Origin of the sequence: Micromonospora sp. R77 (assembly GCF_022747945.1) — a bacterium.
Classification (GTDB): Bacteria; Actinomycetota; Actinomycetes; order Mycobacteriales; family Micromonosporaceae; genus Micromonospora.
In genome coordinates, this window is record NZ_JALDST010000001.1 from 3843900 (window position 1) to 3867637 (window position 23738).

General features: G+C 73.1%; 20 protein-coding genes. 17 read left to right on the forward strand and 3 right to left on the reverse strand.

Annotation, left to right across the window (positions count from 1 at the left end):
• The first annotated feature begins 8 nt into the window (after window positions 1-8).
• The 11 genes from MRQ36_RS18060 to ahcY all read left to right on the forward strand — a co-directional run bounded on the left by MRQ36_RS18060 (window position 9) and on the right by ahcY (window position 13986).
• Complete coding sequence (locus tag MRQ36_RS18060) at window positions 9-4526, forward strand: toxin glutamine deamidase domain-containing protein (protein WP_242797045.1); 4518 nt, start codon at window positions 9-11, stop codon at window positions 4524-4526.
• Entirely contained in the window at window positions 4523-4966 is a 444-nt protein-coding gene (locus tag MRQ36_RS18065) for a hypothetical protein (RefSeq protein WP_242797046.1), read from the forward strand. The genes MRQ36_RS18060 and MRQ36_RS18065 overlap by 4 nt, the downstream gene beginning before the upstream one ends.
• A gap of 47 nt (window positions 4967-5013) precedes the next feature.
• A complete protein-coding gene (locus MRQ36_RS18070) occupies window positions 5014-5601 on the forward strand; it encodes a DinB family protein (protein ID WP_242797047.1) in 588 nt (195 codons plus the stop codon).
• 20 nt (window positions 5602-5621) lie between these two features.
• Window positions 5622-6272 (forward strand): tetratricopeptide repeat protein, encoded by a 651-nt coding sequence (locus tag MRQ36_RS18075; RefSeq protein WP_242797049.1) that lies wholly within the window; start codon window positions 5622-5624, stop codon window positions 6270-6272.
• A gap of 322 nt (window positions 6273-6594) precedes the next feature.
• Window positions 6595-7290, forward strand: coding sequence for a deoxyribonuclease V (gene nfi, locus MRQ36_RS18080; protein WP_242801200.1), 696 nt, complete (start codon window positions 6595-6597; stop codon window positions 7288-7290).
• Window positions 7291-7505: 215 nt separating this feature from the next.
• Entirely contained in the window at window positions 7506-8528 is a 1023-nt protein-coding gene (locus MRQ36_RS18085; protein ID WP_242801202.1) for a hypothetical protein, read from the forward strand.
• A gap of 93 nt (window positions 8529-8621) precedes the next feature.
• On the forward strand, window positions 8622-8807 hold the full coding sequence (locus MRQ36_RS18090) for a Trm112 family protein (protein ID WP_242797051.1): 186 nt from the start codon (window positions 8622-8624) through the stop codon (window positions 8805-8807).
• On the forward strand, window positions 8804-10000 hold the full coding sequence (locus tag MRQ36_RS18095; RefSeq protein ID WP_242797053.1) for an SIS domain-containing protein: 1197 nt from the start codon (window positions 8804-8806) through the stop codon (window positions 9998-10000). The genes MRQ36_RS18090 and MRQ36_RS18095 overlap by 4 nt, the downstream gene beginning before the upstream one ends.
• A 25-nt stretch (window positions 10001-10025) precedes the next feature.
• Window positions 10026-11027 carry a cation diffusion facilitator family transporter gene (locus MRQ36_RS18100; protein WP_242797055.1) on the forward strand — a complete coding sequence of 334 codons (1002 nt, stop codon included), beginning with the start codon at window positions 10026-10028 and terminating at the stop codon, window positions 11025-11027.
• A gap of 2 nt (window positions 11028-11029) precedes the next feature.
• On the forward strand, window positions 11030-12193 hold the full coding sequence (gene manA / locus MRQ36_RS18105) for a mannose-6-phosphate isomerase, class I (protein ID WP_242797056.1): 1164 nt from the start codon (window positions 11030-11032) through the stop codon (window positions 12191-12193).
• A gap of 293 nt (window positions 12194-12486) precedes the next feature.
• Window positions 12487-13986 (forward strand): adenosylhomocysteinase, encoded by a 1500-nt coding sequence (ahcY, locus tag MRQ36_RS18110; protein ID WP_242797057.1) that lies wholly within the window; start codon window positions 12487-12489, stop codon window positions 13984-13986.
• 104 nt (window positions 13987-14090) lie between these two features.
• Here the strand turns inward: ahcY and MRQ36_RS18115 are convergent, their stop codons facing one another.
• Genes MRQ36_RS18115 through MRQ36_RS33955 form a run of 3 tightly spaced genes read right to left on the reverse strand, consistent with a single transcriptional unit; the run spans window position 14091 to window position 15558 of the window.
• Window positions 14091-14252 (reverse strand): hypothetical protein, encoded by a 162-nt coding sequence (locus tag MRQ36_RS18115; protein WP_242797058.1) that lies wholly within the window; start codon window positions 14250-14252, stop codon window positions 14091-14093.
• A complete protein-coding gene (locus tag MRQ36_RS33950; RefSeq protein WP_242797059.1) occupies window positions 14249-15118 on the reverse strand; it encodes a tetratricopeptide repeat protein in 870 nt (289 codons plus the stop codon). Before MRQ36_RS33950 ends, MRQ36_RS18115 begins: the two co-directional genes overlap by 4 nt.
• Window positions 15115-15558 (reverse strand): hypothetical protein, encoded by a 444-nt coding sequence (locus MRQ36_RS33955; RefSeq protein ID WP_242797060.1) that lies wholly within the window; start codon window positions 15556-15558, stop codon window positions 15115-15117. Before MRQ36_RS33955 ends, MRQ36_RS33950 begins: the two co-directional genes overlap by 4 nt.
• A 171-nt stretch (window positions 15559-15729) precedes the next feature.
• Here MRQ36_RS33955 and efeU point away from each other — a divergent pair, with 171 nt between their 5' ends.
• From efeU to MRQ36_RS18155, 6 genes are all read left to right on the forward strand, one after another.
• Window positions 15730-16716 carry an iron uptake transporter permease EfeU gene (gene efeU, locus MRQ36_RS18130; protein WP_308194879.1) on the forward strand — a complete coding sequence of 329 codons (987 nt, stop codon included), beginning with the start codon at window positions 15730-15732 and terminating at the stop codon, window positions 16714-16716.
• A gap of 30 nt (window positions 16717-16746) precedes the next feature.
• The gene (gene efeO / locus MRQ36_RS18135; protein WP_242797061.1) at window positions 16747-17880 is read left to right on the forward strand and encodes an iron uptake system protein EfeO; all 1134 of its coding nucleotides are present in this window, start codon (window positions 16747-16749) and stop codon (window positions 17878-17880) included.
• Window positions 17881-17903: 23 nt separating this feature from the next.
• A complete protein-coding gene (gene efeB, locus MRQ36_RS18140; RefSeq protein WP_308194880.1) occupies window positions 17904-19199 on the forward strand; it encodes an iron uptake transporter deferrochelatase/peroxidase subunit in 1296 nt (431 codons plus the stop codon).
• 284 nt (window positions 19200-19483) lie between these two features.
• Window positions 19484-20173, forward strand: a complete 690-nt coding sequence (gene mtrA, locus MRQ36_RS18145) for an MtrAB system response regulator MtrA (RefSeq protein ID WP_242797065.1) — start codon at window positions 19484-19486, stop codon at window positions 20171-20173.
• A 91-nt stretch (window positions 20174-20264) separates the two neighbouring features.
• Window positions 20265-21941 carry an MtrAB system histidine kinase MtrB gene (gene mtrB / locus MRQ36_RS18150; RefSeq protein WP_242801204.1) on the forward strand — a complete coding sequence of 559 codons (1677 nt, stop codon included), beginning with the start codon at window positions 20265-20267 and terminating at the stop codon, window positions 21939-21941.
• Window positions 21938-23728 carry an LpqB family beta-propeller domain-containing protein gene (locus tag MRQ36_RS18155; RefSeq protein WP_242797067.1) on the forward strand — a complete coding sequence of 597 codons (1791 nt, stop codon included), beginning with the start codon at window positions 21938-21940 and terminating at the stop codon, window positions 23726-23728. The genes mtrB and MRQ36_RS18155 overlap by 4 nt, the downstream gene beginning before the upstream one ends.
• Window positions 23729-23738 lie beyond the last annotated feature (10 nt).

The following is a 23738-nucleotide window of genomic DNA, read 5'->3' on the forward strand; positions in this document are numbered from 1 at the left end:
ATCCGCGCGTGAGCCTGCTGCCCAGCCCGATCCCGCATCCGCTCGACCACTGCCCCTGGGACGTGCCCGGCTGGATCTACGAGGCGCTCGACTGGGTCGTCGGCGTGGAGTGGCCGGACGGCAACGAATGCGCCGTCTGGGACCTCGCCGACCGCTGGTACGCGGTCGCGGACGTGCTGACCGGCCCCAGGGACGACGCGACCGGGGCGGCATCCGAGGTGCGCAGCGGCTACGGCGGCGTCGGCGCGGTGGCGGCGGCCTTCGACACCGCCTGGCGCCGGGTGGCCGAGGGCGACGACGCACCGCTGCCCGCCCTGTTCGCGATCACCGGGGAGCTGGGCCGGTTGGTCGAGTCCTGCGGTTGCGACATCGAGGGCGCCAAGCTGGAGGTCTGGATCGAGCTGGGCATCCTGGTCGTCGAGCTGCTGTCGGTGGCGGTGGCGACGGTCCTCACCGCCGGTGCCGCCTCGCCCGCCGCCGGGGTGGCGATCACCACCACCCGGATGGTGGTGCAGCAGATCTTCAAGCGGCTCATGGCGCAACTGGCCCGCAAGGCCATCAAGGAAGGGCTGAAGGAGGCCGGCGAGCGGGCCGCGAAGCAGGTCGTGAAGAGCGGCGTCCGGGGGTTGGCCCGGCGGGCCGCCCTCGGCGGCCTGGCCGAGGCCGGCGAGGAGGCAGGGATCAGCCTCGCCACGCAGGCGTACCAGAACTCCACCGGACGCCGGCACGGCCTTGACCTGACCGACGTGGGCACGTCGGCGGTCGGTGGTTTCGCCGGCGGTGCGGTGGCGCCGCTGGCCGGACTCGGTCGGCACGCGGACGGCCGGTTGGGTCGGATCGGCGAGCACTTCGGCCGGGAGATGACCGGCGAGACGATCGCCGAGGGTGCGGCCGGCCTGGCCACCGGCCAGGGTGTGTCGCTGGAGGACCTGGCCCGGGCGGCGGTCTCCGGGGCCAGCGGCTCGGCCACCGGGCAGGCCGACGCCGCCCTGCACCACCGGCTCGACGGGCGGCTGGCCGCCCTCGCCGGTGCTGCCCCGCCGGCGTTGGACCTCACCGCCCTGTCGTCGCCGGTCGCGGGCCCACTGTCGGAGGCGAGCGGGGCCGTCGACCAGGTCCCGGCGCAGCGCACCTCGGACCAGGTGATCGAGCCCGGCGTTGGCGGCGCGGACCGGACGGCGGCTGAGGTCGGCAGCGCCCGGCCGGATGCGACGGACGGTGCGCTCGTCGGTCCACGTTCGCAGGTCCACGGCATCGCCGGCCAGCCGACCGCCGGGTCGTCGGCGTCCGATCTGACGGCCGTCCACCAGGCTTTCGCCGCGCCGCAGACCGCCGACAACTCTTTCGCCGTGCCGGAGTCCGTCCACCAGGCGCTCGCCGGAGCGGAGGCCGGACCACCGGCGGTCGGCCCCGCCGTGGACCGGGGTGTCGGTGCGTCCGTTACCGGCGCGGGCACCTCGTCGGTCGTCGCGCCGGTCAGTCCGACGCTCTCCTCGGTGGCGGTCGAATCCCCGCCGGTCCCGGTGCCCGGCCTGTCGTCCATCGGCTCGGGTCCGACGCTCGATCCGGTCACCTCGCCGGTGACGGCCCAGGCCAGCGCCGCTCCGGCCGTGCTGGGAGGGCCGGCCCTGCCCACGCCGCTCCCGACCACGAGCGGCACCCAGCCGTCGGTCGACGGGCCCGGATCGCCGTCCGGTCCGGCTGTCTCGTCCCGAACGATCCCGGCCGCGCTCGACGGGTCGTCCCGAGTGGTCCCACCGACCGTGCCGGCTGTCTCGTCCCGAGGGGCCTCGCCGGCCGCCCCCGATGTCTCGTCCCGAGCGGTACCGCCGGCCGTGCCGGACGCCGCACACCGGCTGGCCGCACCCGCGACGACAGCACCGAGCCCTGGCCCGACCGCCCCGGCACCCGAGCACACGGGCACCGGATCGGACGGCCGACCGAGGCCGTCGCCCCGCTTTCCGCTGTTGGAGGCGCTGGCACCCGGACCGGCCCGCCCGACGAACGAGCCCTTGCCGGACCCGCCGTACCCCTTCCACCGGCCGCCGCACCGGCCCGGGACGCCGGACCGGCAGGCCGCTCTCACCGCCGACCGGGAAGGACTCGACCGGCGACGCTACCGGGGATATTTCGAGGCCCAGCGCCAGTGGTTCGAGGACAAGCGCCGCCACGATGAGGCGGAGTGGCTTCGCGAGCGAGCTGCCTACCACGAGGAACAGGCCGTCGATTCGGCGGCGCAGGCGGAGCAACTGCGTCGCGAAGGGCGCGACCTGGCGGCGGAACGCTTTCGGCGACAGGCGTTCGAGGCCAGCCAGGAGAGTTACGACCTGCGGGATCGGATGCGGGCCGTGCGCGACGGGGCGATCGCGCCCGCACAGGTGATGGTCGACGACGACGCCGACTTCCACCGGATCAACGACGACGTCGCCGACCTGGCCGTCGGTGGCGTGGAGACCTCCGACCGGTCGGCGTTGACCGGCGACGACGACCCGCCCCCGATCGACCGGTCCCGGCGGTACGGCGTACGCGGCGGACTCCGGCCACCGCTGGCGCTCCATCAGAGGGACCTCGAACGGCAGATGCCCCGCGCCGCCGACGGTGCTGTGCTGCGGACGCCCGACCCGCGCGTGGGCGGCTGGTTCCGGCTGGCGAACGACGGCGGGCCGCAGGCCGACCCGACCCGGGGCATCAACTGCCTCGACTGCACGCTCTCCCTCTACGAGACCTGGATGCACGGTCGGCCCCGGGTCTCCGCCCCGCGTACCTTCGACGGCTATCTCGAAGGGGACGTCCGCCGGCCGGTCAGCGGTGAGCAGGACGGACCGCTGCGGGTCGAGGCCGGCACCGGGGGGCGCTTCCAGGCGCTCTGCGGTCCGGCGGGCGCGACGACCTACGCCGAGCTGCGCCGGAACGTGGAGCGCGGCTACCACGACCTGCACCGGCAGCTGCTCACCGGCGGGCACGGCAGCTATGCCTTCCTGGTCAACAGCTGGGAGGGTGGCGGTTCACACGCCTGGGTGGCGTTGAACCAGAACGGCACCGTCCTCTATCTCGACCCGCAGAGCGGCACCGTCCAGGACCGGCCCCTCTACGGAAACACCGGCCGTCCGGGACGCGGCAACGTCATCGCGGTCGACGCCCTGGTCCTCGGGCCGGACGGTAGGCCGATGCCACTGCCCGGCCGGCCGCGCGGCGCCTTCAGCGTCCTCCCCGACCCGCCACCCCCGCACCCGGACCGTGGTGAGCCGCCGGACTTCAACCGCGTACACCTGCTCGGGGAGCCCGGTCCGGGCGGCCCCGCGCCGTCGACCGAGCCCGAGCACATCCAGCAGGCGCGGTCGGCCCGGTTGGCCCGGTTGGGCGCGCACAGCGACCGGGTGTCGGCGATGCTCACCGTCCGCGACGTCCTCGCCGGAAGCACCGACCTGGACCAGGTCTTCGCCGCCGGTGTGACCCCCGCCGAGCTGGTGCACCACCTCGACCCGGCCACGCTGCGCGGCCTCGCGCCGCAGCTCGACGACGCGGCCGCCCGGGACGTGGCGCGGCTGCTCGGTGACCCCCGCGTCCGGCGGATGCTCGACCAGACCTGGGAGGCGCCGCCGCGCGACGAGCCGCTGCTCGCCGAGGCCCTGGTACGCCAACTGACGCAGCGGCCCGAGCTGGCCCGCATGATCCTCGCGACACCGGAACTGGCCAGCTCGCTGACGGCCAGGCCGCTGACGCTGCACCACCTCGCCAGTCACCAGCAGGCGATCGACGTCCTCGGCGAGGTCCTCGCGGACATCGCCGACCGCGGCCCCGAAGCGGTAGCAGCTGACGGCGGTGCGGTGCAGGCCACGCCACTGACGGTGGATCAGCGCCGCGTCAGCGACTCCTGCCGGATTCCCAGCCTGCAACCGCGTCAGCCGGGATTCGACCTGGCTCGCCGAAACGATCCGTCCTACCGCCGGCAATACCTTGATCATCTTTACGCTCAAGCCGCACTTGCGCAGGTCGACATCTCTTCGCTGGCCGACCGTCTGGCCGAGAATTCAGCCCGTGGCGCGGTCGCGGAGTCAAGGCCGGAGGCCAAGGACAGGCAACGCGCTGAAGACAAGGTGAACAAGTATCGAGGCGATGCTGCTCTCCTGACCGACCTAGCGGCTGCCAAGGTCGCCTTCGACAACCTGTCCGACCTGTACGCGGCTCTCGATGCCATACATCGTGATCCAGATGTGGAGATCGCCTACTTCGAGGACCGTTTCCTGGCGCCGCAGGCCAGTGGCTACCGTGATGTGCTCATGATGCTCCGGATGGAATCTGGGCACATCGCTGAACTGCGGCTTCACCTCAAGGCCATCGACGAGGTCGCGTCTTGGGAGCACGCCCTCTATGAGGTTAGGCGAGATCTGAAGACGATGGCTGATCAAGGGGACCGTAAGATCTCGACCACGGAGCAGGCTATCCGCAACGGCCTACTTCGGCGGGAGCAGTTCCACTTCTGGGAGGCCCTGCGATCGGCGTTGCGCGGAGGGCCGCAAGCATGAGCGACATGCCAGGGCTGGTCCTACCCGCCTACTTCAGCTATTTCTGGTCGCCCGTCAAGATGATGCCTACTCCTGACGGTGGCCTGACGGCGTGGCGCCTGTCGATTGATACCGGTGGGTGGGAAACAGCCAATGATCTCGTGGACGAGATCCTCTTCGCCGTGGGTGGCGAGATCAGCGTGTTGACCGCAGACCAGTTCATCCAGTACACGGAGCACGACCGAGGTCGGTACCTCCGGGGAGACGGCCCGGTTTTCGCGCTCTACGAGACGGTGCGGGCCATCGAGGACGCCGCCGACACTGAACGACGTCGGTTGACCCCTCAGGAACAGGCGCTCGTCCGGGGCATCCGGCGGAAGACGTTCGTGATGTTCGAGGAGGAGTTGCAGCGCGCCGGTGACCCCGGCGCCGATCCCACCATTGCCACCGGTCCGGCGTGACGGCAAATGCGTTGCGGGCGACGGGCCGACTGAACGAGGGTCCCGGCATGGCCGACGCACACACCGCCCGGACGGACGAACAGCCCACGCCGCAGTTCGCCTGGTCCAACATGTTCGTCACGCCGGAGGCCGACCCGCGGTCGGCGGGCGGCTTTTCTGACGAGCGGTCGATGCTCGTCGGATACCTGCGCGACTATCGCCTGACTCTCGAACTCAAGTGTGCGGATCTGACCGCCGAGCAGCTGGCCCGGCGATCCGTGCCGCCGTCGAAGATGTCGCTGCTCGGTCTGGTGCGTCACCTGGCCGAGGTCGAGCGCTTCTGGTTCCGGCGGGTGCTCGCCGGTCAGGACGTACCGAAGCGCTATTCACCGGAGGGCGAGCGGGACGGCGCGTTCGACGACGCGGTGGGTGAGCCGGCGGTGGTCGAGGAGGCGTGGCGTGCCTGGCGGGCCGAGGTCGCGTTCGCGGACGAGTTGGTCGCCGCGACGGCCGATCTCGGCTTCCGGGCGGCGATGTCCGACGGTACGGAGATCTCGCTGCGCGAGCTGCTGCTGCACATGGTCGAGGAGTACGCCCGGCACTGCGGTCACGCCGACCTGCTGCGGGAGCGCATCGACGGACGGGTCGGCCAGTGATCGACGACGGGGGGGCAGGCATGGGTGTGACGGACCGGATCGAGCGGGCCAGGGAGCTCTACGAGAGCGCGGTGTTCGGGGGCGACAGTCAAGCCCTGTCCACCGCCGACCGGATTCTCGACGCCGTGGAGGCGGATCTCCTGCTCGCCCGCGGGCGGGTGCTGCACGCCCGTTTCCTGGCCGACAAGGCGGAGGACCCGCGGGAGCTGGCGCTGTTCGAGCGGGCCGCCGAGTTGTACCGGCAGTTGGGTGATGTGCGCGGCGAGGGCGAGGCGCTGTTCTGGGTGGGCTGTCTCCACCAGGTCATCCGGGAGGACGACGCCGCCGCTGCTGCGGCTTTCGCCCGGGCCCGCGAGCTGGCCACCCGTGCCAGCGATCGGATGACCCTGTCGTACGTGCTGCGGCACCTCGCCTTCCTCGACCGGGCCGCCGGTCAACTGGACGAGGCCAGGCGGCTGATGGAGGAGTCCACCGCCCTGCGCCGGGAGATCGGGTTCCGGCCCGGCGTGGCCGCGAATCTCGTGGCGCTCGGCTACCTGGCGGCTGAAGCGGGTCACCCCGAGCGGGCCCACGACCTGATCGACGAGGCGGCGGCCGTCGCCGAGGAGGTGGGCGCCGACGGCATCCTGGCCTGGGTGGCGGAGGCCCGCAACAATCTCCGACCCGCCTGACGGCGACGGCTACCGCGACAGCGATCCGACGGCGATCCGTTGGCGAGGGCGAGGGCGACGGCCAGTTGGCCGGGCCGACGGGCGACGGCGACGGCGAGGTGCCAAGGCCGATGGCGACGGCGACGGCTAGGTGCCGAGGCCGATGGCGACGGCGATGGCTAGGTGCCGAGGCCGATGGCGACGGCGATCCGGCGGGGACGGCGACGGCCAAGGGAGCGGGCCGACGGTGACCTGACGGAGAGGGCGACGGCGGGGTGGCCGGTGGCCTGACGGAGGAGGACGACGGCGGGTGGCCGCTGACGCATACGGTGGGCCGGTGACGCTGTCCGCTGCCGCCCAGGAATCACCCCGCTTCGTGGTACCCGGGAGCGTGGCGGAGGCGCTGCGCGTACAGGACGAGTTGCGGCCGCTGGTGGACCGGGCCGGGCCGGGACCGACCGCGCCCGCGACGGTGGCCGGCCTCGACGTCGCGTACGCGGAGAGCGGTGACCGGCTCGCGGCGGCCGTCACCGTGCTGGACGCGGCGACCCTCGCGGTGGTCGACGAGGCGGTGAGCGTCGGTCGGCCCGCCTTCGACTACGTGCCGGGGCTCTTCGCGTTCCGCGAGCTGCCGGCGCTGCTGGCCGCCCTGGACCGGCTGACCGTCCACCCCGACCTGCTGGTCTGCGACGGGCACGGGTTGGCCCACCCGCGGCGTTTCGGGCTGGCCTGCCACCTCGGCGTGGTCACCGGGCTGCCGGCGATCGGGGTGGGCAAGACCCTGCTGGTGGGCACCTGGGACGGGCCGGGGCCGCGCCGGGGCGACTCGGCGGCACTGCGGGACGGTGACGAGGTGGTCGGGCGGGTGCTGCGTACCCGGGACGGGGTGAAGCCGGTCTTCGTCAGCGTGGGGCACCGGATGAGTCTGGCGAACGCCGTCGACCGGGTGCTGGCGTTGACCCCGCGCTACCGGCTGCCGGAGACCACCCGTACCGCCGACCGGCTCTGCCGGGCCGCCCTGGCCGCCCGACCCGGCTGAGCCGGAGGCCACACCGCGAAAGGCGATGTGACGGCCTTCCACGCCCGTGAGGCCGCCCTCTCGCCGACGTGGCGGCCGGGTGGTGCGTCGAGGGTGGCCGGACCGGCGGGCGTGTCGCGGCACACATGCGGAGCGCTCAATGCACAGCCGCCCCCCTGACCCGGTAGTAGCCTGACCGCGGACCCCCGCCGGGGGTGGAGACGGGTGAGGTGGAGATGTCGGTTCGGCGGCACGTGGCGCGGCTGGCCGCGGTCGGCGTGATGCTGGGTGGCCTGGTGGCCGCCGGGGCGTCGCCGGCCTCGGCCGACGGTGACCGGGTGGCGGCGCGCGCGGCGGACAGTTTCCCCGCCGACGGCTCGCCGCGTGGCGTGGCGGTCGAGGTGCGCAAGCGCACCGACGGGTGCGTGCTGCTGCGGACCGCGCTCGGGCTCCGCCTCGACGGCGTCCAGCCGAACCAGGTCCAGGTGCAGGTCAACGCGGGTGGCCAGTGGTTCCCGGTCGGTGTGTCCGGGGGTGGCGGCACGGTGCGGACGGCGCAGACCTCCCCGGCCGACCCGCGGCTGTGCAAGGGCAAGAGCATCACCGTCCGTTACCGGGTCGCCTTCCTCGCCGGTGCGCCCGGCGGGCGGCTGACCGTCGTCGGTGAGGCGAGCAGCGCCCTCGGCCGCCTGCTCGGGCGCGACGCCGTCGTGTCCCGGGTGTTGGGCGCGGAGAAGTCGCCGTCGCCGTCCCCGTCCCCGTCCCGAAAGCCCTCACCGACCCCCACCCCGAGCGCGAGCGCGGTGGCCACCGAGCCGCCGACCGCCACCGACACCACGTCCGCCGTCGCCGCCGCGCTCGGCCCGGCCACCGGGTCCGGCGTCGCCGCGGCCGACGAAACCTCCGGAGGTTCTCCCATCATGTGGTTCGGCATCGCGCTGGTGCTCGTCGGCATCGCCCTGATCGTGCTTCTGGTCCGCCGTAACCGGCGGGACAAGGTCGACGACCACGCCGCCGACTACCCGGAGGTCCCGCTGCCCCGCAACCCGGGCGGCACGACCTACCGCTCCGGGACCCCCACCGGCCAGGTGTACGGGCAGCAGCCCGCGCCGCCCACCCCCGGCGTCTACGGGGCCACACCTGCCCCGCGTCCCACCGGGAACGTGTACGGCGCTCCGGGCAGCGCGCAGCCCGGCGGTGAGCCGCCGGCCGCCGCCGGAGGCGACGCCACCACGGTGATGCCCCGCCTGCCCGGCTGAGGCGGAGCGGCGGACGGCGTTCGCCGATAAGATCGCGTGCGCCGGACGGCACCGCCGCCCGGTGAGACCGCATACGTGGAAGGAGCCCACGCCGTGGCCCTCGACCCGCAGTTGCTCGAGATTCTCGCCTGTCCGGACACGCATCACGCCCCGCTCGACTACGACGCCGAGGCGCAGACGCTCACCTGCACCGAGTGCGGCCGGATCTTCGAGGTCCGCGACGACGTGCCGGTGCTCCTGCTGGACGAGGCGCGCGGCGGACCCGCGCAGCAGCGGTGATGGAGGGAACGGCCGGGGTCAGCGGGCACCGGCACGCCGACGAGTCGCTGCTCGACAACCCGGACGCGCTCGCCGAGCACGACCCGGGTGGCATGCTCCGCTTCACCGCCTCGGCGGGTGCCCAGGTGCGGGAGTCGGCGGCGCTGACCGCCGAGGCCAACCTGTCGCTGCTGGAGGACGACGGTCGCCCCCGGGCGGTCGTCATCGCCGGTATCGGCACCGCGGGGCGTACCGGTGACGTGCTGGCCACCATCGCCGGGCCGCGCTGCCCGGTGCCGGTCATCCCGCACCGCAGCGCCGGCGTGCCCGGCTGGGTCGGCGCGGCGGACGTGGTCATCGCGGTCAGCGCCTCCGGTCGCAGCCCCGAGGCGCTGAGCGCCGCCGAGGCGGCGCACCGCCGCGGTGCCCGGCTGGTCGCCGTCGGTGCCCCCGACTCGCAGCTCCAGTCGGTGGCCGAGCGCGCCCGGGCGCCGTTCATCCCGGTGCCCCGGCGGGCCCCGGCCCGGGCCAGCCTCTGGGCGCTCACCGTGCCGGTCCTGCTGGCTGCCCGTACGCTCGGGCTGGTGAAGGTCAACGAGGCGGACCTGGCCGAGACGGCGGCCCGGCTGGACGCGGACGCCGACCGGTGCCGCCCGACCGCCGAGTCCTTCGTCAACCCGGCGAAGTCCCTGGCCCTGGGCCTGGCCGGCTCGATCCCGATCGTCTGGGGATCGTCGCCGCTGGCCACCGTCGCCGCCCGCCGGTTCGGTGACACCCTGTCGGCCAACGCCCGCTACCCGGTGGTCACCGGGGCGCTCGGCGAGGCCGGCCGGGGCCGCGTCGGCCTGCTCGACGGGGTCTTCGGTGGGCTGGCCGAGGGGGAGCGGGACATCTTCGCCGACCCGGACGTCAGTGACAGCGACGCCACCCGGCTGCGGCTGGTGCTGCTGCGCGACGGCGGGCTCAACGCCGAGGACGACACCGACGAGCCGCTCGCGGTGGAGGAGCGCCGGGCCGACGCCGTGCAGACCCTCGCCGAGCGGCGGGGCGTGCGCTGCGACGTGGTCACCGCCGAGGGTGGCTCCGCGCTGGAGCGGCTCGCCTCGCTGATGGCGGTGCCGGACTTCGCCTCGATCTATCTCGCGCTGGCCCACGGCCTGGACCCGATGGCGGTCCCGGCCATCACCGAAATGAAGGAGCTGTCGAACCAGTGACCACGTGCGGCATCGGACGGGGCGCATGAGCGCGAACGGCGGGACCAAGGCGATCGTCGCCGCCCTGCTGGCCAACATCGGCATCGCCGTCACCAAGTTCATCGCGTTCCTGCTCACCGGCTCCTCGTCGATGCTGGCCGAGTCGATCCACTCGGTGGCGGACTCCGGCAACCAGGGGCTGCTGCTGCTCGGCGGTCGGCGGTCCAAGCGGGAGGCCACCCCGCAACACCCCTTCGGGTACGGCCGGGAGCGCTACATCTACGCGTTCATCGTGGCGATCGTGCTGTTCAGCCTCGGTGGCCTGTTCGCGCTCTACGAGGCGTACCACAAGGCGGCCGACCCGCACCCGATCGAGAGCTGGCAGTGGGTGCCGGTGCTGGTGCTGGTCGCCGCGATCGGGATGGAGGGCTTCTCGTTCCGGACCGCGATCCACGAGTCCAACCAGATCCGGGGCAACCAGTCCTGGGTGCGGTTCATCCGTCGGGCGAAGGCGCCGGAGCTGCCGGTGGTGCTGCTGGAGGACTTCGGCGCGCTCATCGGTCTGGTCTTCGCGCTCTTCGGCGTCGGGATGACGCTGCTGACCGGCAACGGCCTGTGGGACGCGGCCGGCACCGCGATGATCGGTGTCCTGCTGGTCGTCATCGCGGGCGTGCTGGCGATCGAGACGAAGAGCCTGCTGCTGGGGGAGGGTGCGGACCCGAAGGAGCTGGCGAAGATCGAGCGGGCCGTGGCCGACGGCCCGGAGGTCGAGCGGATCATCCACATGAAGACGCTCTACCTGGGCCCGGAGGAGCTGCTGGTGGCCGCGAAGATCGCGGTGCCCGCCTGCGACACCGCCGAGAAGCTGGCCAAGGGCATCAACGCCGTGGAGGCCCGCATCCGGACCGCCGTGCCGATCGCCCGGGTGATCTACCTGGAGCCGGACATCTACAGCGCAGCCGCGGAGCGGGCCGGCACCGGGGCCGCCTCGCACACCGCGGTGCCGCAGCCTCAGGCCGACGAAGAGGCCGTGCATCCCGGGAGTTGAGCGTGGAACTGCTGAACGGCCGAATCCGCGACTACGCGTGGGGGTCCCGCTCGGCGATCGCCGAGTTGCAGGGGCGCCCGGTGCCGAGCGACGGCCCGGAGGCCGAGCTGTGGCTGGGCGCCCATCCGGGTGCCCCGGCCACGGTGGACCGGGACGGTACGCCGGTGAGCCTGACCGACCTGCTGATCGCCGAGCCGGCGCACTGGCTGGGCGAGCGGCTGGTGGGCCGGTTCGGCACCCGGCTGCCGTTCCTGTTGAAGGTGTTGGCCGCCGACGCCCCGCTGAGCCTGCAGGCGCATCCCGACGCGGAGCAGGCCCGGGCGGGGCACGCCGCCGACGTGGGGCGCGACGACGGGCGGGTGAACTACGTCGACCCGTACCACAAGCCGGAGCTGCTGGTCGCGCTCTCGCCGTTCGAGGCGCTGTGCGGGTTCCGTGGTCCGGTGGAGTCGGCGGCGGCCATCGAGGCGTTCGGCGTACCCGAGTTGGCGCCGGTGGTGGCCGCGTTGCGGACCGGGCCGGCGGGACTGCGGGAGGCCGTACGCCTGCTGTTGAGCTGGCCGGAGTCGGAGCGTGCCGGGCTGGTGGCGGCCGTGCTCGCGGCGGCGGCCGACGGCCCCGACGCCGCGCTGGCCCGGGCGCTGGCGAAGGACTACCCGGCCGACCCGGGGGTGCTGGTGGCGCTGCTGCTGCACCACGTGTGGCTGGCTCCCGGGGAGGCGATCTGGATGCCGGCCGGCAACCTGCACGCCTATCTGCGGGGCACCGGCGTGGAGATCATGGCGGCCAGCGACAACGTGCTGCGCGGCGGGCTGACCCCGAAACGGGTGGACGTGGCGGAGCTGCTGCGGGTGCTCCGCTTCGAGGTGCTGGACCAGCCGGTCGTCGCGCCGGTCACGGTGGCGCCGGGGGTGGTGAACTGGCCGGTGCCGGTGGACGACTTCGCGCTGCACCGGGTGACGGTGGAGGCGGGCACGCCGGGGGTGCGGCTGGCGCTGCCGGGCCCGCGGGTGGTGCTGTGCCGGGCCGGCGAGCTGGCCGTCGACGACGGGGTGGGCACGGTCACCCTCGGACCGGGCCAGGCGGCGGTGGGGACCGCGGCCGGCGGGCCGCTGGTGCTCGGCGGTGCGGGTGAGGCGTACGTCGCGACGTGCGGCCTGCCCTGACGCCCGCGCCGAACAAGTCCGACTTTCCCGAAATTGCTTGACGCTTCGCTCGCTCAGTGTGACTCTATGAGTACGCAGCGTTGTCGCGACGAAGGTCCGGTGACGTGCGGGGATCCAAACCGGGGGGATGCACGGGGCGGCCGGCAGGTGGGCGGAAAGTCCGTTCACCGCTGACCGCCCCGTGCGCTGTCCAACCGGTACTTCCCTAGGGCTGCTGCGGCCGGGCGGGGTCCGGCCGCCTCCCGCGCGTAAGGTGGAAGGCTGCGCACCTCACCCGTTCGACAGGAGCTTCCATGACCAGCACCCTCCCGGCCGCCCCGAGCGGCGCGTCGTCCGAGGTCCGCCCGAGCACCCTCGCCGAGGGCGACTACAAGGTGGCGGATCTGTCGCTCGCCGAGTTCGGGCGCAAGGAGATCCAGCTCGCCGAGCACGAGATGCCGGGCCTGATGGCGATCCGGCGTGAGTTCGCCGAGGCGCAGCCGCTGGCCGGCGCCCGGATCACCGGCTCGCTGCACATGACCATCCAGACCGCCGTCCTGATCGAGACCCTGGTCGCGCTCGGCGCGCAGGTCCGCTGGGCGTCCTGCAACATCTTCTCCACCCAGGACCACGCCGCCGCCGCGATCGTGGTCGGCCCGGACGGCACCCCCGAGGCCCCGGCCGGCGTCCCGGTCTACGCCTGGAAGGGCGAGAGCCTCGAGGAGTACTGGTGGTGCACCGAGCAGGTGCTCGCCTGGCCCGACGGCCAGGGCCCCAACATGATCCTCGACGACGGCGGTGACGCCACCCTGCTCGTCCACAAGGGCGTCGAGTTCGAGAAGGCCGGGGTCGTCCCGCCGGTCGAGTCCGCCGACTCCGAGGAGTACGCGGTCATCCTCCAGGTGCTGCACCGCAGCCTCGCCGAGGACGGCCAGCGCTGGACCCGGATCGCGGCCGGCATCAAGGGCGTGACCGAGGAGACCACCACCGGTGTGCACCGCCTCTACGAGATGCACCGCGCCGGCACCCTGCTCTTCCCGGCGATCAACGTCAACGACTCGGTGACCAAGAGCAAGTTCGACAACAAGTACGGCTGCCGCCACTCGCTCATCGACGGCATCAACCGGGCCACCGACGTGCTGATCGGCGGCAAGATGGCGGTCGTCCTCGGCTACGGCGACGTGGGCAAGGGCTGCGCCGAGTCGCTGCGCGGCCAGGGCGCCCGGGTCGTGGTGACCGAGGTCGACCCGATCTGCGCCCTCCAGGCGGCGATGGACGGCTACCAGGTCGCCACCCTGGACGACGTGGTCGAGCAGGCGGACATCTTCATCACCGCCACCGGCTGCTTCGACGTCATCACCAACGAGCACATGGCCCGGATGAAGCACCAGGCCATCGTCGGCAACATCGGCCACTTCGACAACGAGATCGACATGGCCGGCCTGGCCAAGCGCTCCGATGTCGAGCGGATCAACATCAAGCCGCAGGTCGACCTCTGGAAGTTCGCCGACGGGCACGCGATCATCGTGCTGTCGGAGGGTCGCCTGCTGAACCTGGGCAACGCCACCGGCCACCCGAGCTTCGTCATGTCGAACTCGTTCGCCAACCAGACGATCGCCCAGATCGAGCTCTTCACCAAGACCGAGGAGTACCCGATCGGCGTCTACGTGCTGCCGAAGCACCTGGACGAGAAGGTCGCCCGGCTGCACCTGGCGGCGCTCGGCGCCAAGCTGAGCACCCTCACCAAGGAGCAGGCCGCCTACCTGGGCGTCGCCCAGGAGGGCCCGTTCAAGCCGGAGCACTACCGGTACTGATCGACCCCTCCGGAACCGGGTCGGCCGCACGCGCGGCCGGCCCGGTTCCGGCTTTCCCGGCCGACCCTCGGGTCCTGCCGGTTCCGAGCGGGAGCCGCGGCGGCTCAGCCCGGCGGGCGGCGGGTCGGTCGGACCCAGGTCCAGACACACCAGGCCAACCAGGCGAGCGAGACCGCGGTGGCCAGCGGGCGCATCCGCAACGCGCTGAGCAGCATGACCAGCGCCAGCACGCCGAGCCAGGGCAGCAGTCCCCGTACGGTCGTCACGACCGCCACCGGCCGCGTACCAGGCGGCGGACCAGGGGCGGGGCGATCCAGGACCAGACGCAGTAGACCAGCCAGGTGATCGCCACGGCGAACGCGACGACGGGCAGCCCGAGCAGGTTGAGCAGGGCGATGCTGCCCACCGCGATCAGCCACAGCCGGATGCCCAGCCGGTAGAGCGGGCGCAGCGGGAGCAGCAGCGGGTGGGCGTACACCCGGGTCTCCCAGGCCGCCTCGGCGTAGTCGGGGTCCTCCGGGTCGTGCGCCACCGCCTGGCGGAAGGACCGGTGGGCGGCCCCGATCCGGCCGCGCTGCGCCGCGAGACCACCGTGCACGGCCAGCGCCGACGGGTGGTCCGGGTGGCGACCGAGGAACTCCCGGGCCAGTCGCTCGGCCGTCCGGTCGTCACCCCGGGCGTACGCGAGCTGCACCCGGCCGGCGTGGACGGCCGGGTCGTCGGGGGCCAGTTCGGCCGCCCGGCCGAGCAGTCGGCCGCCCTTGTCGATCTGCCCGACGGTGACGCAGAGGTCGGCGTACTGGCAGAGCAGCCACGGGTCCTGCGGGTCGAGGGCCAGCGCGTCGAGCAGGGCCCGCTCGGCGGGTGCGAGGGCGCCCTGGTGCCGCAGCGCGGCGCCCAGCCGGCCGAGCAGTTCGCTGTCCGGCCCGACCTCGGCCAGCCCCTGCCGGGCCACGTCGGCCACCTCGTCCCAGCGGTCCAGGGCAGTGAGCGCGGCCGCCCGCAGCCGGTACGCCGGCCGCCCGGTGGCCAGCGGCGTGGGCAGTCGGGCCAGCTCGTGCAGCGCCTGCTCCGGCCGGTTCAGCTCGAGCAGCCCGAACACCCGGGTGAGCTGCTCCTCCGCGGTGGTCACCGCAGCGCCACGATGAGGAGCGCCTCGACGAGGCCGAGCCCCAGCGCCGCCGCGATCCCCGCCCGCACCAGCGAGGCCGGCTCGCCGCCGCGCATCTCCCAGGTGCGGAACGCGCTCTTCTGGGTCAGGTTGGCCACCCCCCAGACCAGCGCGCCGCAGAGCGCCCCGACCAGCCGGGCCGGACCTGAGGCGTGGCCGTCGAAGAGCGCCACCGTGACCAGCGCCCGGGCGACGAGGGCGGCCACCCCGGTGCCGGCGACCGCCAGGATCGGGCCGGTGGACAGCCGGAGCCGGCGGGCGTTCACCAGGGCCAGCACGGTGGCCGGGAGCGCCCCGCCGAAGACGGCGGGATAGACCAGCGACCCGGGCCGCCAGGGTGGCCGGCGGTCCGCGGCGTACGCGGCGGGGGTGATGGTGGGGGTGAAGAGGTCGTCGGCCACGGTCGTCCTGTCTGCGGGGGTGGCCGGATGATGCCACAGGCCGGCGGGTCCCGGTGCCCCACCGGACCGGGGGTGACGTTGTCATGAACGACTTGACGGCGCGCCGGATCGGAGGGAAGGTATGGCTGCCCTAAGTAAACTGAGGCGTACCTAACTGATCACGGAGTTCCGATGTTCGCCACGTACCTGATCGGCCTGCGGGAAGGCCTGGAAGCGACCCTCGTGGTCAGTATCCTGGTCGCCTTCCTGGTGAAGTCGCAGCGGCGGGACCGGCTGCCGCAGGTGTGGGGCGGCGTCGCCCTGGCCGTGGTGCTGTCGGTCTTCTTCGGCTGGCTGATCGAGTACACCTCCACCTCGCTGCTCGCCCGCTCCGAGGACCGTGAACTGTTCGAGGCGGTCACCTCCGTGGCGGCCGTGGTCTTCGTCACCTGGATGATCTTCTGGATGCGCAAGGCCGCCCGGTCCATCGCCGGTGAGCTGCGCGGCAAGCTCAGCGAGGCGCTCGCCGTCGGCTCTCTCGCGGTGGCCGGCATGTCCTTCCTGGCGGTGATCCGGGAGGGGCTGGAGACCGCCCTGATCTTCTACTCCGCCGCCCAGAGCGCGGCCGGCGGTGCCGGCCGGGGCCCGCTGCTGGCGCTGCTCGGCGGGATCGCCACCGCCGTGCTGCTCGGCTTCCTGCTCTACCGCTCCGCGCTGAAGATCAACCTGAGCACCTTCTTCACCTGGACCGGCGCGCTGCTCATCCTGGTCGCCGCCGGCATCCTCAAGTACGGCGTGCACGACTTCCAGGAGGCCGGCGTGCTGCCCGGCCTGAACAACCTGGCGTTCGACATCTCCACCGTGCTCGACCCCAGCACCTGGTACGCGGCGCTGCTCGCCGGCATGTTCAACATCACCGCCACCCCCAGCGTGCTGGAGATGGTCGCCTGGGTCGCCTACGCCGTGCCGGTCCTCGTGCTCTTCCTCCGCAAGCCGGCCACCCCGGCCAAGCCGGCCACCCCGGCCGAGCCCGCCGCCTCGGCCGAGCCGGCCGCCCAGGCCGCGCCGAGTGGGCCCGCCACCGAGGTCACGCCCGCCGCCCCGGCGAAGGCCGAGCCCGCCCCCACCGTCGAGGCGCCGTCCGCCGCGCCGGTGACCGACGCGCGCCAGCGCGCCTGATCCGCCTTCCGCCGAGGAGAGACAGTCCTGATGCGTACCACCCGCTCCGTCGTGCTCGCCGCCACCGGCGTACTGGCCGTCACCGGGGTCACCGCCTGCGGCGGCGACACCGAGGACAAGGCGGCCGGCAAGGCCAACGCGGTCACGGTCAAGGCCACCGACACCGCCTGCGAGGTGGATGTCACCGAGCTCGCGGCCGGCCAGACCAGCTTCTCGGTGACCAACTCGGGCAGCAAGGTCAACGAGTTCTACGTCTATGCCGCCGGCGACCGGGTGATGGGCGAGGTGGAGAACATCGCCCCGGGGCTGACCCGGGAACTCCGCGTCGAACTGCCCGCCGGGACGTACGAGACGGCCTGCAAGCCCGGGATGAGCGGCCGGGGCATCCGGGGTGGCCTGAAGGTCACCGGGACCGCGGCCAGCGTCGCCCCCGACGCCGCCCTGTCCCAGGCCACCGCCAGCTACCAGCGCTACGTCACCAGCCAGACCGCCGCGCTGCTGACCAAGACCGAGGAGTTCGTGGCCGCGGTCAAGGCCGGCGACGTGGCGAAGGCCAAGGCGCTCTATCCGGTCGCCCGCACCTACTGGGAGCGGATCGAGCCGGTCGCGGAGAGCTTCGGCGACCTCGACCCCAAGATCGACGGCCGCGAGGAGGTCATCGAGGAGGGGATGGAGTTCACCGGCTTCCACCGGATCGAGAAGGACCTCTGGACCACCGGCGACATCAGCAAGGACGGCCCGATCGCCGACCGGCTGCTCACCGACGTCAAGGCCATCGTGGCGAAGGCCAACGCGGAGAAGCTCACCCCGCTCCAGCTCGCCAACGGCGCGAAGGCGCTCCTCGACGAGGTCGCCAGCGGCAAGATCACCGGTGAGGAGGAACGCTACTCGCACACCGACCTGTGGGACTTCAACGCCAACCTGGAGGGCTCCAAGGCGGCCATCGCCGCGCTCCGCCCCGCGCTGGAGCAGCGCTCGCCCGACCTGGTCAAGCAGCTCGACACCGAGTTCGCAGGAGTCGAGGCCACCCTCGGCAAGCACCGCGCCGGTGACGGCTGGAAGCTGCACACCGCGCTCAGCAAGGCCGAGTTGAAGGAGCTCTCCGACAGCATCAACGCACTGGCCGAGCCGATCAGCAAGGTCGCCGCGGTCGTCGCCCGATGACCGCCCGAGGAGGAGGTGACCTGATGAGCGAGCAGGACGGCGCCCCCCGTACCGCCACCCTGTCCCGGCGGCGGGCCATCACCCTCGCCGGGGTCGGCGTCGCCGGGGTGGCCGGCGTCGCCGCCGGCACCACCGCACTCGTGCGGAGCGCGGACCACGCGGCGGCGAACGACACCGCCGCCGGTGCGGTGCCGTTCCACGGTGAGCACCAGGCCGGGATCGTCACGCCCGCCCAGGACCGGCTGCACTTCGTCGCGTTCGACGTGATCACCAAGGACCGGGCGAAGCTGGTCGCGCTGCTGCAGGAGTGGACGGCCGCCGCCGCCCGGATGACCACCGGCCGGGACGCCGGGGTGATCGGCGCGGTCGGCGGCATGCCGGAGGCCCCGCCGGACGACACCGGCGAGGCGCTCGGGCTGCCCCCGTCGCAGCTCACCCTCACCGTCGGCTTCGGGCCCACGCTCTTCCGCGACGCGCAGGGCCGGGACCGGTTCGGCATCGCCGACAAGCGCCCCGCCGCGCTGGCCGACCTGCCGCACTTCGCCGGGGACGCGCTCAAGCCCGAGCTCTCCGGCGGGGACATCTGCGTCCAGGCCTGCGCCAACGACCCGCAGGTGGCGGTGCACGCCATCCGCAACCTGGCCCGGATCGGCATGGGCGTGGTCAGCGTCCGTTGGTCGCAGCTCGGCTTCGGGCGTACCTCGTCGACGTCGCGGGACCAGGCCACCCCGCGCAACCTGTTCGGCTTCAAGGACGGCACCGCCAACCTGAAGGCCGAGGACGCCGGGCTGCTGCGCGAGCAGCTCTGGGCCCAGCCCGGGGACGGCCCGGACTGGATGACCGGCGGGTCGTACCTGGTCACCCGGAAGATTCGGATGCAGATCGAGACCTGGGACCGCAGTTCGCTCGCCGAGCAGGAGCAGATCGTCGGGCGGACCAAGGGCAGCGGCGCGCCGCTGGGCAAGCGTGCCGAGTTCGACGAGCCGGACTTCGCCGCCAAGGGCGACGACGGGCAGCCGGTGATCGCCGAGACCTCGCACGTCCGGCTCGCCCACCCCACCCTGAACAACGGGGCCCGGCTGCTGCGCCGGGGCTACAACTTCGTGGACGGCTCGGACGGGCTGGGTCGGCTCGACGCCGGGCTCTTCTTCATCGCCTACCAGCGGGACCCGCGCAAGCAGTTCGTGCCCATCCAGACCCAGCTGTCCCGGCACGACGCGATGAACGAATACCTGCGGCACGTCTCCAGCGGCCTCTTCGCCTGCCCGCCGGGCGTGCGGGACGCCGCCGACCACTGGGGGCGGGCGCTCTTCGGCTGACCGGGTCGGCCGGGCGGCGCCCGGCGTCGGCCGGGCGCGCTGTCCGCGTACCGGATCTCCGGCGGTGGGCAACGGCGCGCGCCGGCGCGGCGGGCCGGTGGTGGCGGCCGACGCCGCGCTCGGGGATCATGGTGGTCACGGCCGGTCCCGCCCGGGGCCGCTGCTGGGTGACACGCCACGCCGGTCGGCCTCGCCGACCCGGTGGTGGCGAAGATCCGACCGCAGTACGGTGCCGTGGTACGCCACACCCTCTTCGACCGAACGGGGATGGAACGATAAACCCCATGAGAGCCCGGGTACTGGTGGTCGACGACGACCCCGCGCTGGCCGAGATGCTCGGCATCGTGCTGCGCAGTGAGGGTTTCGTGCCCTCGTTCGTCGCCGACGGGGAACGGGCACTGGCCGCGTTCCGGGACAGCCGACCCGACATCGTCCTGCTCGACCTGATGCTGCCCGGGATGAGCGGGATCGACGTGGCGCGCGCGATCCGGGCGGAATCGGGCGTGCCGATCGTCATGCTCACCGCCAAGAGCGACACCGTCGACGTGGTGCTCGGCCTGGAGTCCGGGGCCGACGACTACGTGGTCAAGCCGTTCAAGCCCAAGGAGCTGGTGGCCCGGATGCGGGCCCGGCTGCGCCGGGGCGAGGACGTGGCACCGGAGATGCTGACCATCGGCCCCCCGGGCAACCAGATCTCCATCGACGTGCCGGCGCACACCGTCAGCCGGGACGGCGAGGAGGTGAAGCTCACCCCGCTGGAGTTCGACCTGCTGGTCGCGCTGGCCCGCAAGCCGCGCCAGGTGTTCACCCGGGAGGTGCTGCTGGAGCAGGTCTGGGGCTATCGGCACGCCGCCGACACCCGGCTGGTCAACGTGCACGTGCAGCGGCTGCGCGCCAAGATCGAGCCGGATCCGGAGCGACCGGAAATCATCCTGACCGTGCGGGGCGTGGGCTACAAGGCCGGCACCGGATAGCCTGGTCACCACTGTGGTGACCTCCCCGCTCCCCGACTCCCCGACGCCCGCGTCGCGTGTGCTGCACGCCGCGCGGGCGCTCTGGCTCGCGCTGGCCGGCCGGTCCGCCCGGCTCGGCGCCGGCCTGCACCAGACCTGGCGCCGGTCGTTGCAGGTCCGTGTGGTCACCATCACCCTGGTGGCCTCCAGCATGCTGGTCGGCGGCTTCGCCTACCTGATCGCCGACAAGATCACGAACATCCTGCTGGAGAACGCCGAGACCGACGTCCTGGCCCGGCTGCACAGCGGCAGCGAATACGCCGCCAAGCAGTTCAGCCTCTACGGCCAGCCGCAGGAGGCGCAGCTCCAGGACACCATCGACGGCACGGTCAACTATCTGGCCGGCGGTGACCCGCAGCAGACCAGCGGGGTGGTGGTGGCCATCACGGCCGACCGGTTCACCGGCGTGATCACCCCGCGTACCTCGCCGGACGTCCAGGTCCGGCCGCTTATCAGCCCCGAACTGCGGGCGTCCGTCGCCGGTCGCAGCGTCGTCGCCCACCAGATCCGCACCGGCACGCTCGCCGGCAAGCGGACCAAATACCTGGTGTACGGCTCCCCGGTGCCGACCCGGTTCGGCCAGTTGGAGCTCTACTACCTGGTCCCGCTGGCCCGGCAGGACGCCACCGCCGCCGACGCCCGGGCCACCGTGGTGGCCACCGGAGTCGCCCTGGTGCTCCTGCTGGGCTTGCTCGCCGCCCTGGTGACCCGGCTGGTGGTGACCCCGGTACGGGTGGCCGCCCGGACCGCGCAGCGCCTCTCCGCCGGCCTGCTCGACCAGCGGATGGTGGTCAACGGCGAGGACGACCTGGCCCTGCTCGCCGCCTCGTTCAACCAGATGGCGACCAACCTGCAACGGCAGATCCTCCGGCTGGAGGAGATGTCCCGGTTGCAGCGCCGGTTCACCTCCGACGTGTCGCACGAGCTGCGCACCCCGCTGACCACCGTACGGATGGCCGCCGACCTGATCTTCGCCGAGCGGGACGAGTTCGACCCGGCGGTGGCGCGCAGCGCCGAGCTGCTCCAGGCCGAACTCGACCGGTTCGAGGAGCTGCTCACCGACCTGCTGGAGATCAGCCGCTTCGACGCCGGTTTCGCCATGCTGGACTCCGAGCCGACCGACCTGGTGCCGGTGGTGCACCGGGTGGCCGACCGGCTGGCCGGCCTGGCCGAGCGGGTCGGGGTGACCATCGAGCTGGACCTGCCGGCCACCCCGGCGATCGCCGAGGTGGATCCGCGCCGGGTGGAGCGGGTGCTGCGCAACCTGGTCGGCAACGCGGTCGAGCACGGCGAGGCCAAGCCGGTGCTGATCACTCTCGGGATGGACGCCAGCGCGGTGGCGATCACCGTGCGGGACCACGGCGTGGGTCTCAAGCCGGGCGAGGAGAAGCTCGTCTTCAACCGGTTCTGGCGGGCCGACCCGTCCCGGGCCCGGCAGACCGGCGGCACCGGGCTGGGCCTCTCCATCAGCCTGGAGGACGCCCGGCTGCACGGCGGCTGGCTGGAGGCGTGGGGCGCGCCCGGGCAGGGTGCCCAGTTCCGGCTGACCCTGCCGGCCCGGGCCGGTGACCGGCTCACCACCTCCCCGCTGCGGCTGGTGCCCGCCGACGCCGCGCTGCCCTTCGGCGGCCCCCGCACCGGTGGCCTGCTGGCCATCGGGCCGGGCAGCGCCGGTGGGCTGACCGTCGACCCGGCCGGGGACGGCGACCGGGCCGAGGTGCAGTCGTGAGGCGGCGGCTGGTCGCCGCCCTGCTCGGCGGAGTGCTCCTGGTCTCCGGCTGCGGCATCCCGCACGACACCGCCGTCGAGGTGGACGGGCCGGGGCCGGCGGCCGAGTCCGGGTCGTTCAACGGTCGCCCCGCCGAGCCGCCGACGCAGAACGCGAGCAGCGACCCGGAGGAGTTCATCCGCAACTACCTCTCCGCCGCCTCCGGTGAGCCGGACCGGGCTTATTTCCGGGCCAAGCAGTTCATCGCGCCGGAGAGCCGGGACCTGCTGCGGGAGAAGCAGGCCAGCGAGATAACGCTGACCGTGGTCCGGCTCCGGGACCGGCCGGTGATCACCCAGAACAGCGACACCACCACCACGGTGAAGGTCGCCGTGCAGCAGATCGGGGTGCTCCGGGCCGACGGCACCCTGGCGCCCCCGGCGGCGAGCGAGCCGGAGTACCGGTTCCGGCTGCGGGCTGCGACCGCCGCCGACGCGGGAAGCTCCGGCCTGCTCATCACCGAGCTGCCGAACGTGCTGCTGCTCAGCGACAGCGCGCTGAGCCGCTACTACGAGCGGCGCACCATCTACTTCTGGAACTCGGACGAGAGCCGACTCGTCCCGGACCAGCGCTACCTCCCCTCGGCGGTGCCCGACGAGCGGCTGGTCAGCGAGGTCGTGAAGTGGTTGACCCGGGGGCCGTCGGACTGGCTCGCGCTGGGTGTCACCCGGCTGCCCGACAAGACCGACCTGATCAACAACGCCACCGGCTCGGACGGGCGGTGGGAGGTCAACCTGACCATGCCGGGCGCGACCGACGACCGGTTGGCCCGGCTCGCCACCCAGCTCGCCTGGTCCCTGCCGGACCTGGAGGGGCAGCTGGAGCTGAAGATCCAGAACCAGAGCCGGCGTACGGTCGACCTGAAGAAGGAGCGGCTGCTGCGGCCGGTCTATCCGCTCACCCGGAGCCCGGAGCGGTTCGCCGTCTATGACGGGTCGATCCGTCCGCTCTCCTTCGAGGGTGAACCGAGCGGGTCGGTGCCGGTGGTGCCGGCGGCGAACCGGGGCGTGGTCTCGGCGGCGCTGCACCGCTCCGGCGACGAGATCCTGGCGGCGCTGGTGGTGGCCCGGGCCGACCGGCGCCAGCAACTGCGGGTCGGCTACGGGCCGGAGCCGGTCACCGTCTTCAACGGCAGCGGCTGGTACGGGTCCGTCGGCCGTCCGGTGTGGCTGCGGTCGCTGGACCCGCAGCACCCGTACGGGCTGGTGGTGGCCGACGACCGGCTCTTCCGCTTCGACGGCAACGCCGCCATGAGCCCGGTCTCGCTGCCGGTGGCGGGCAAGGTGACGGCCGTCGCCGCCTCGCTGGACGGCCACCGGATAGCGCTGGTCGTCGGTGGCGCGCTCTATGTGGCGGCGGTGAACCTGGACGGTGGGGTGGTCACCGTCGGCCAGCCCCGTCGGCTGGTGACCTCGCTGGCCGGCCTGACCGCGGTCGACTGGATCGGCGAGAACGGGCTGGTCTTCGCCGGCTCGGAGGGGCGCCCGGCGATCTACGAGACCACCGTGGACGGGGCGCTGGAGACGGCCCTCAAGCAGGACATCGGCGCGGCGGTCACGCACCTGACCGCGTACCCGACGAACCCGGTGGTGCAGCAGCCCAAGAGCGCGTTCATGTACGAGGCGAACCGGGTGGCGTACCGCAACCCGCCGTTCGGCACGATCAAACGGGACGAGGTGCTGGAGGTGACGCCGCCGACGGCCGGGGCCCGGGCGTCCAATCCGACGGCACCGCTGTTCCTCTACTGAGGCGGGGGCC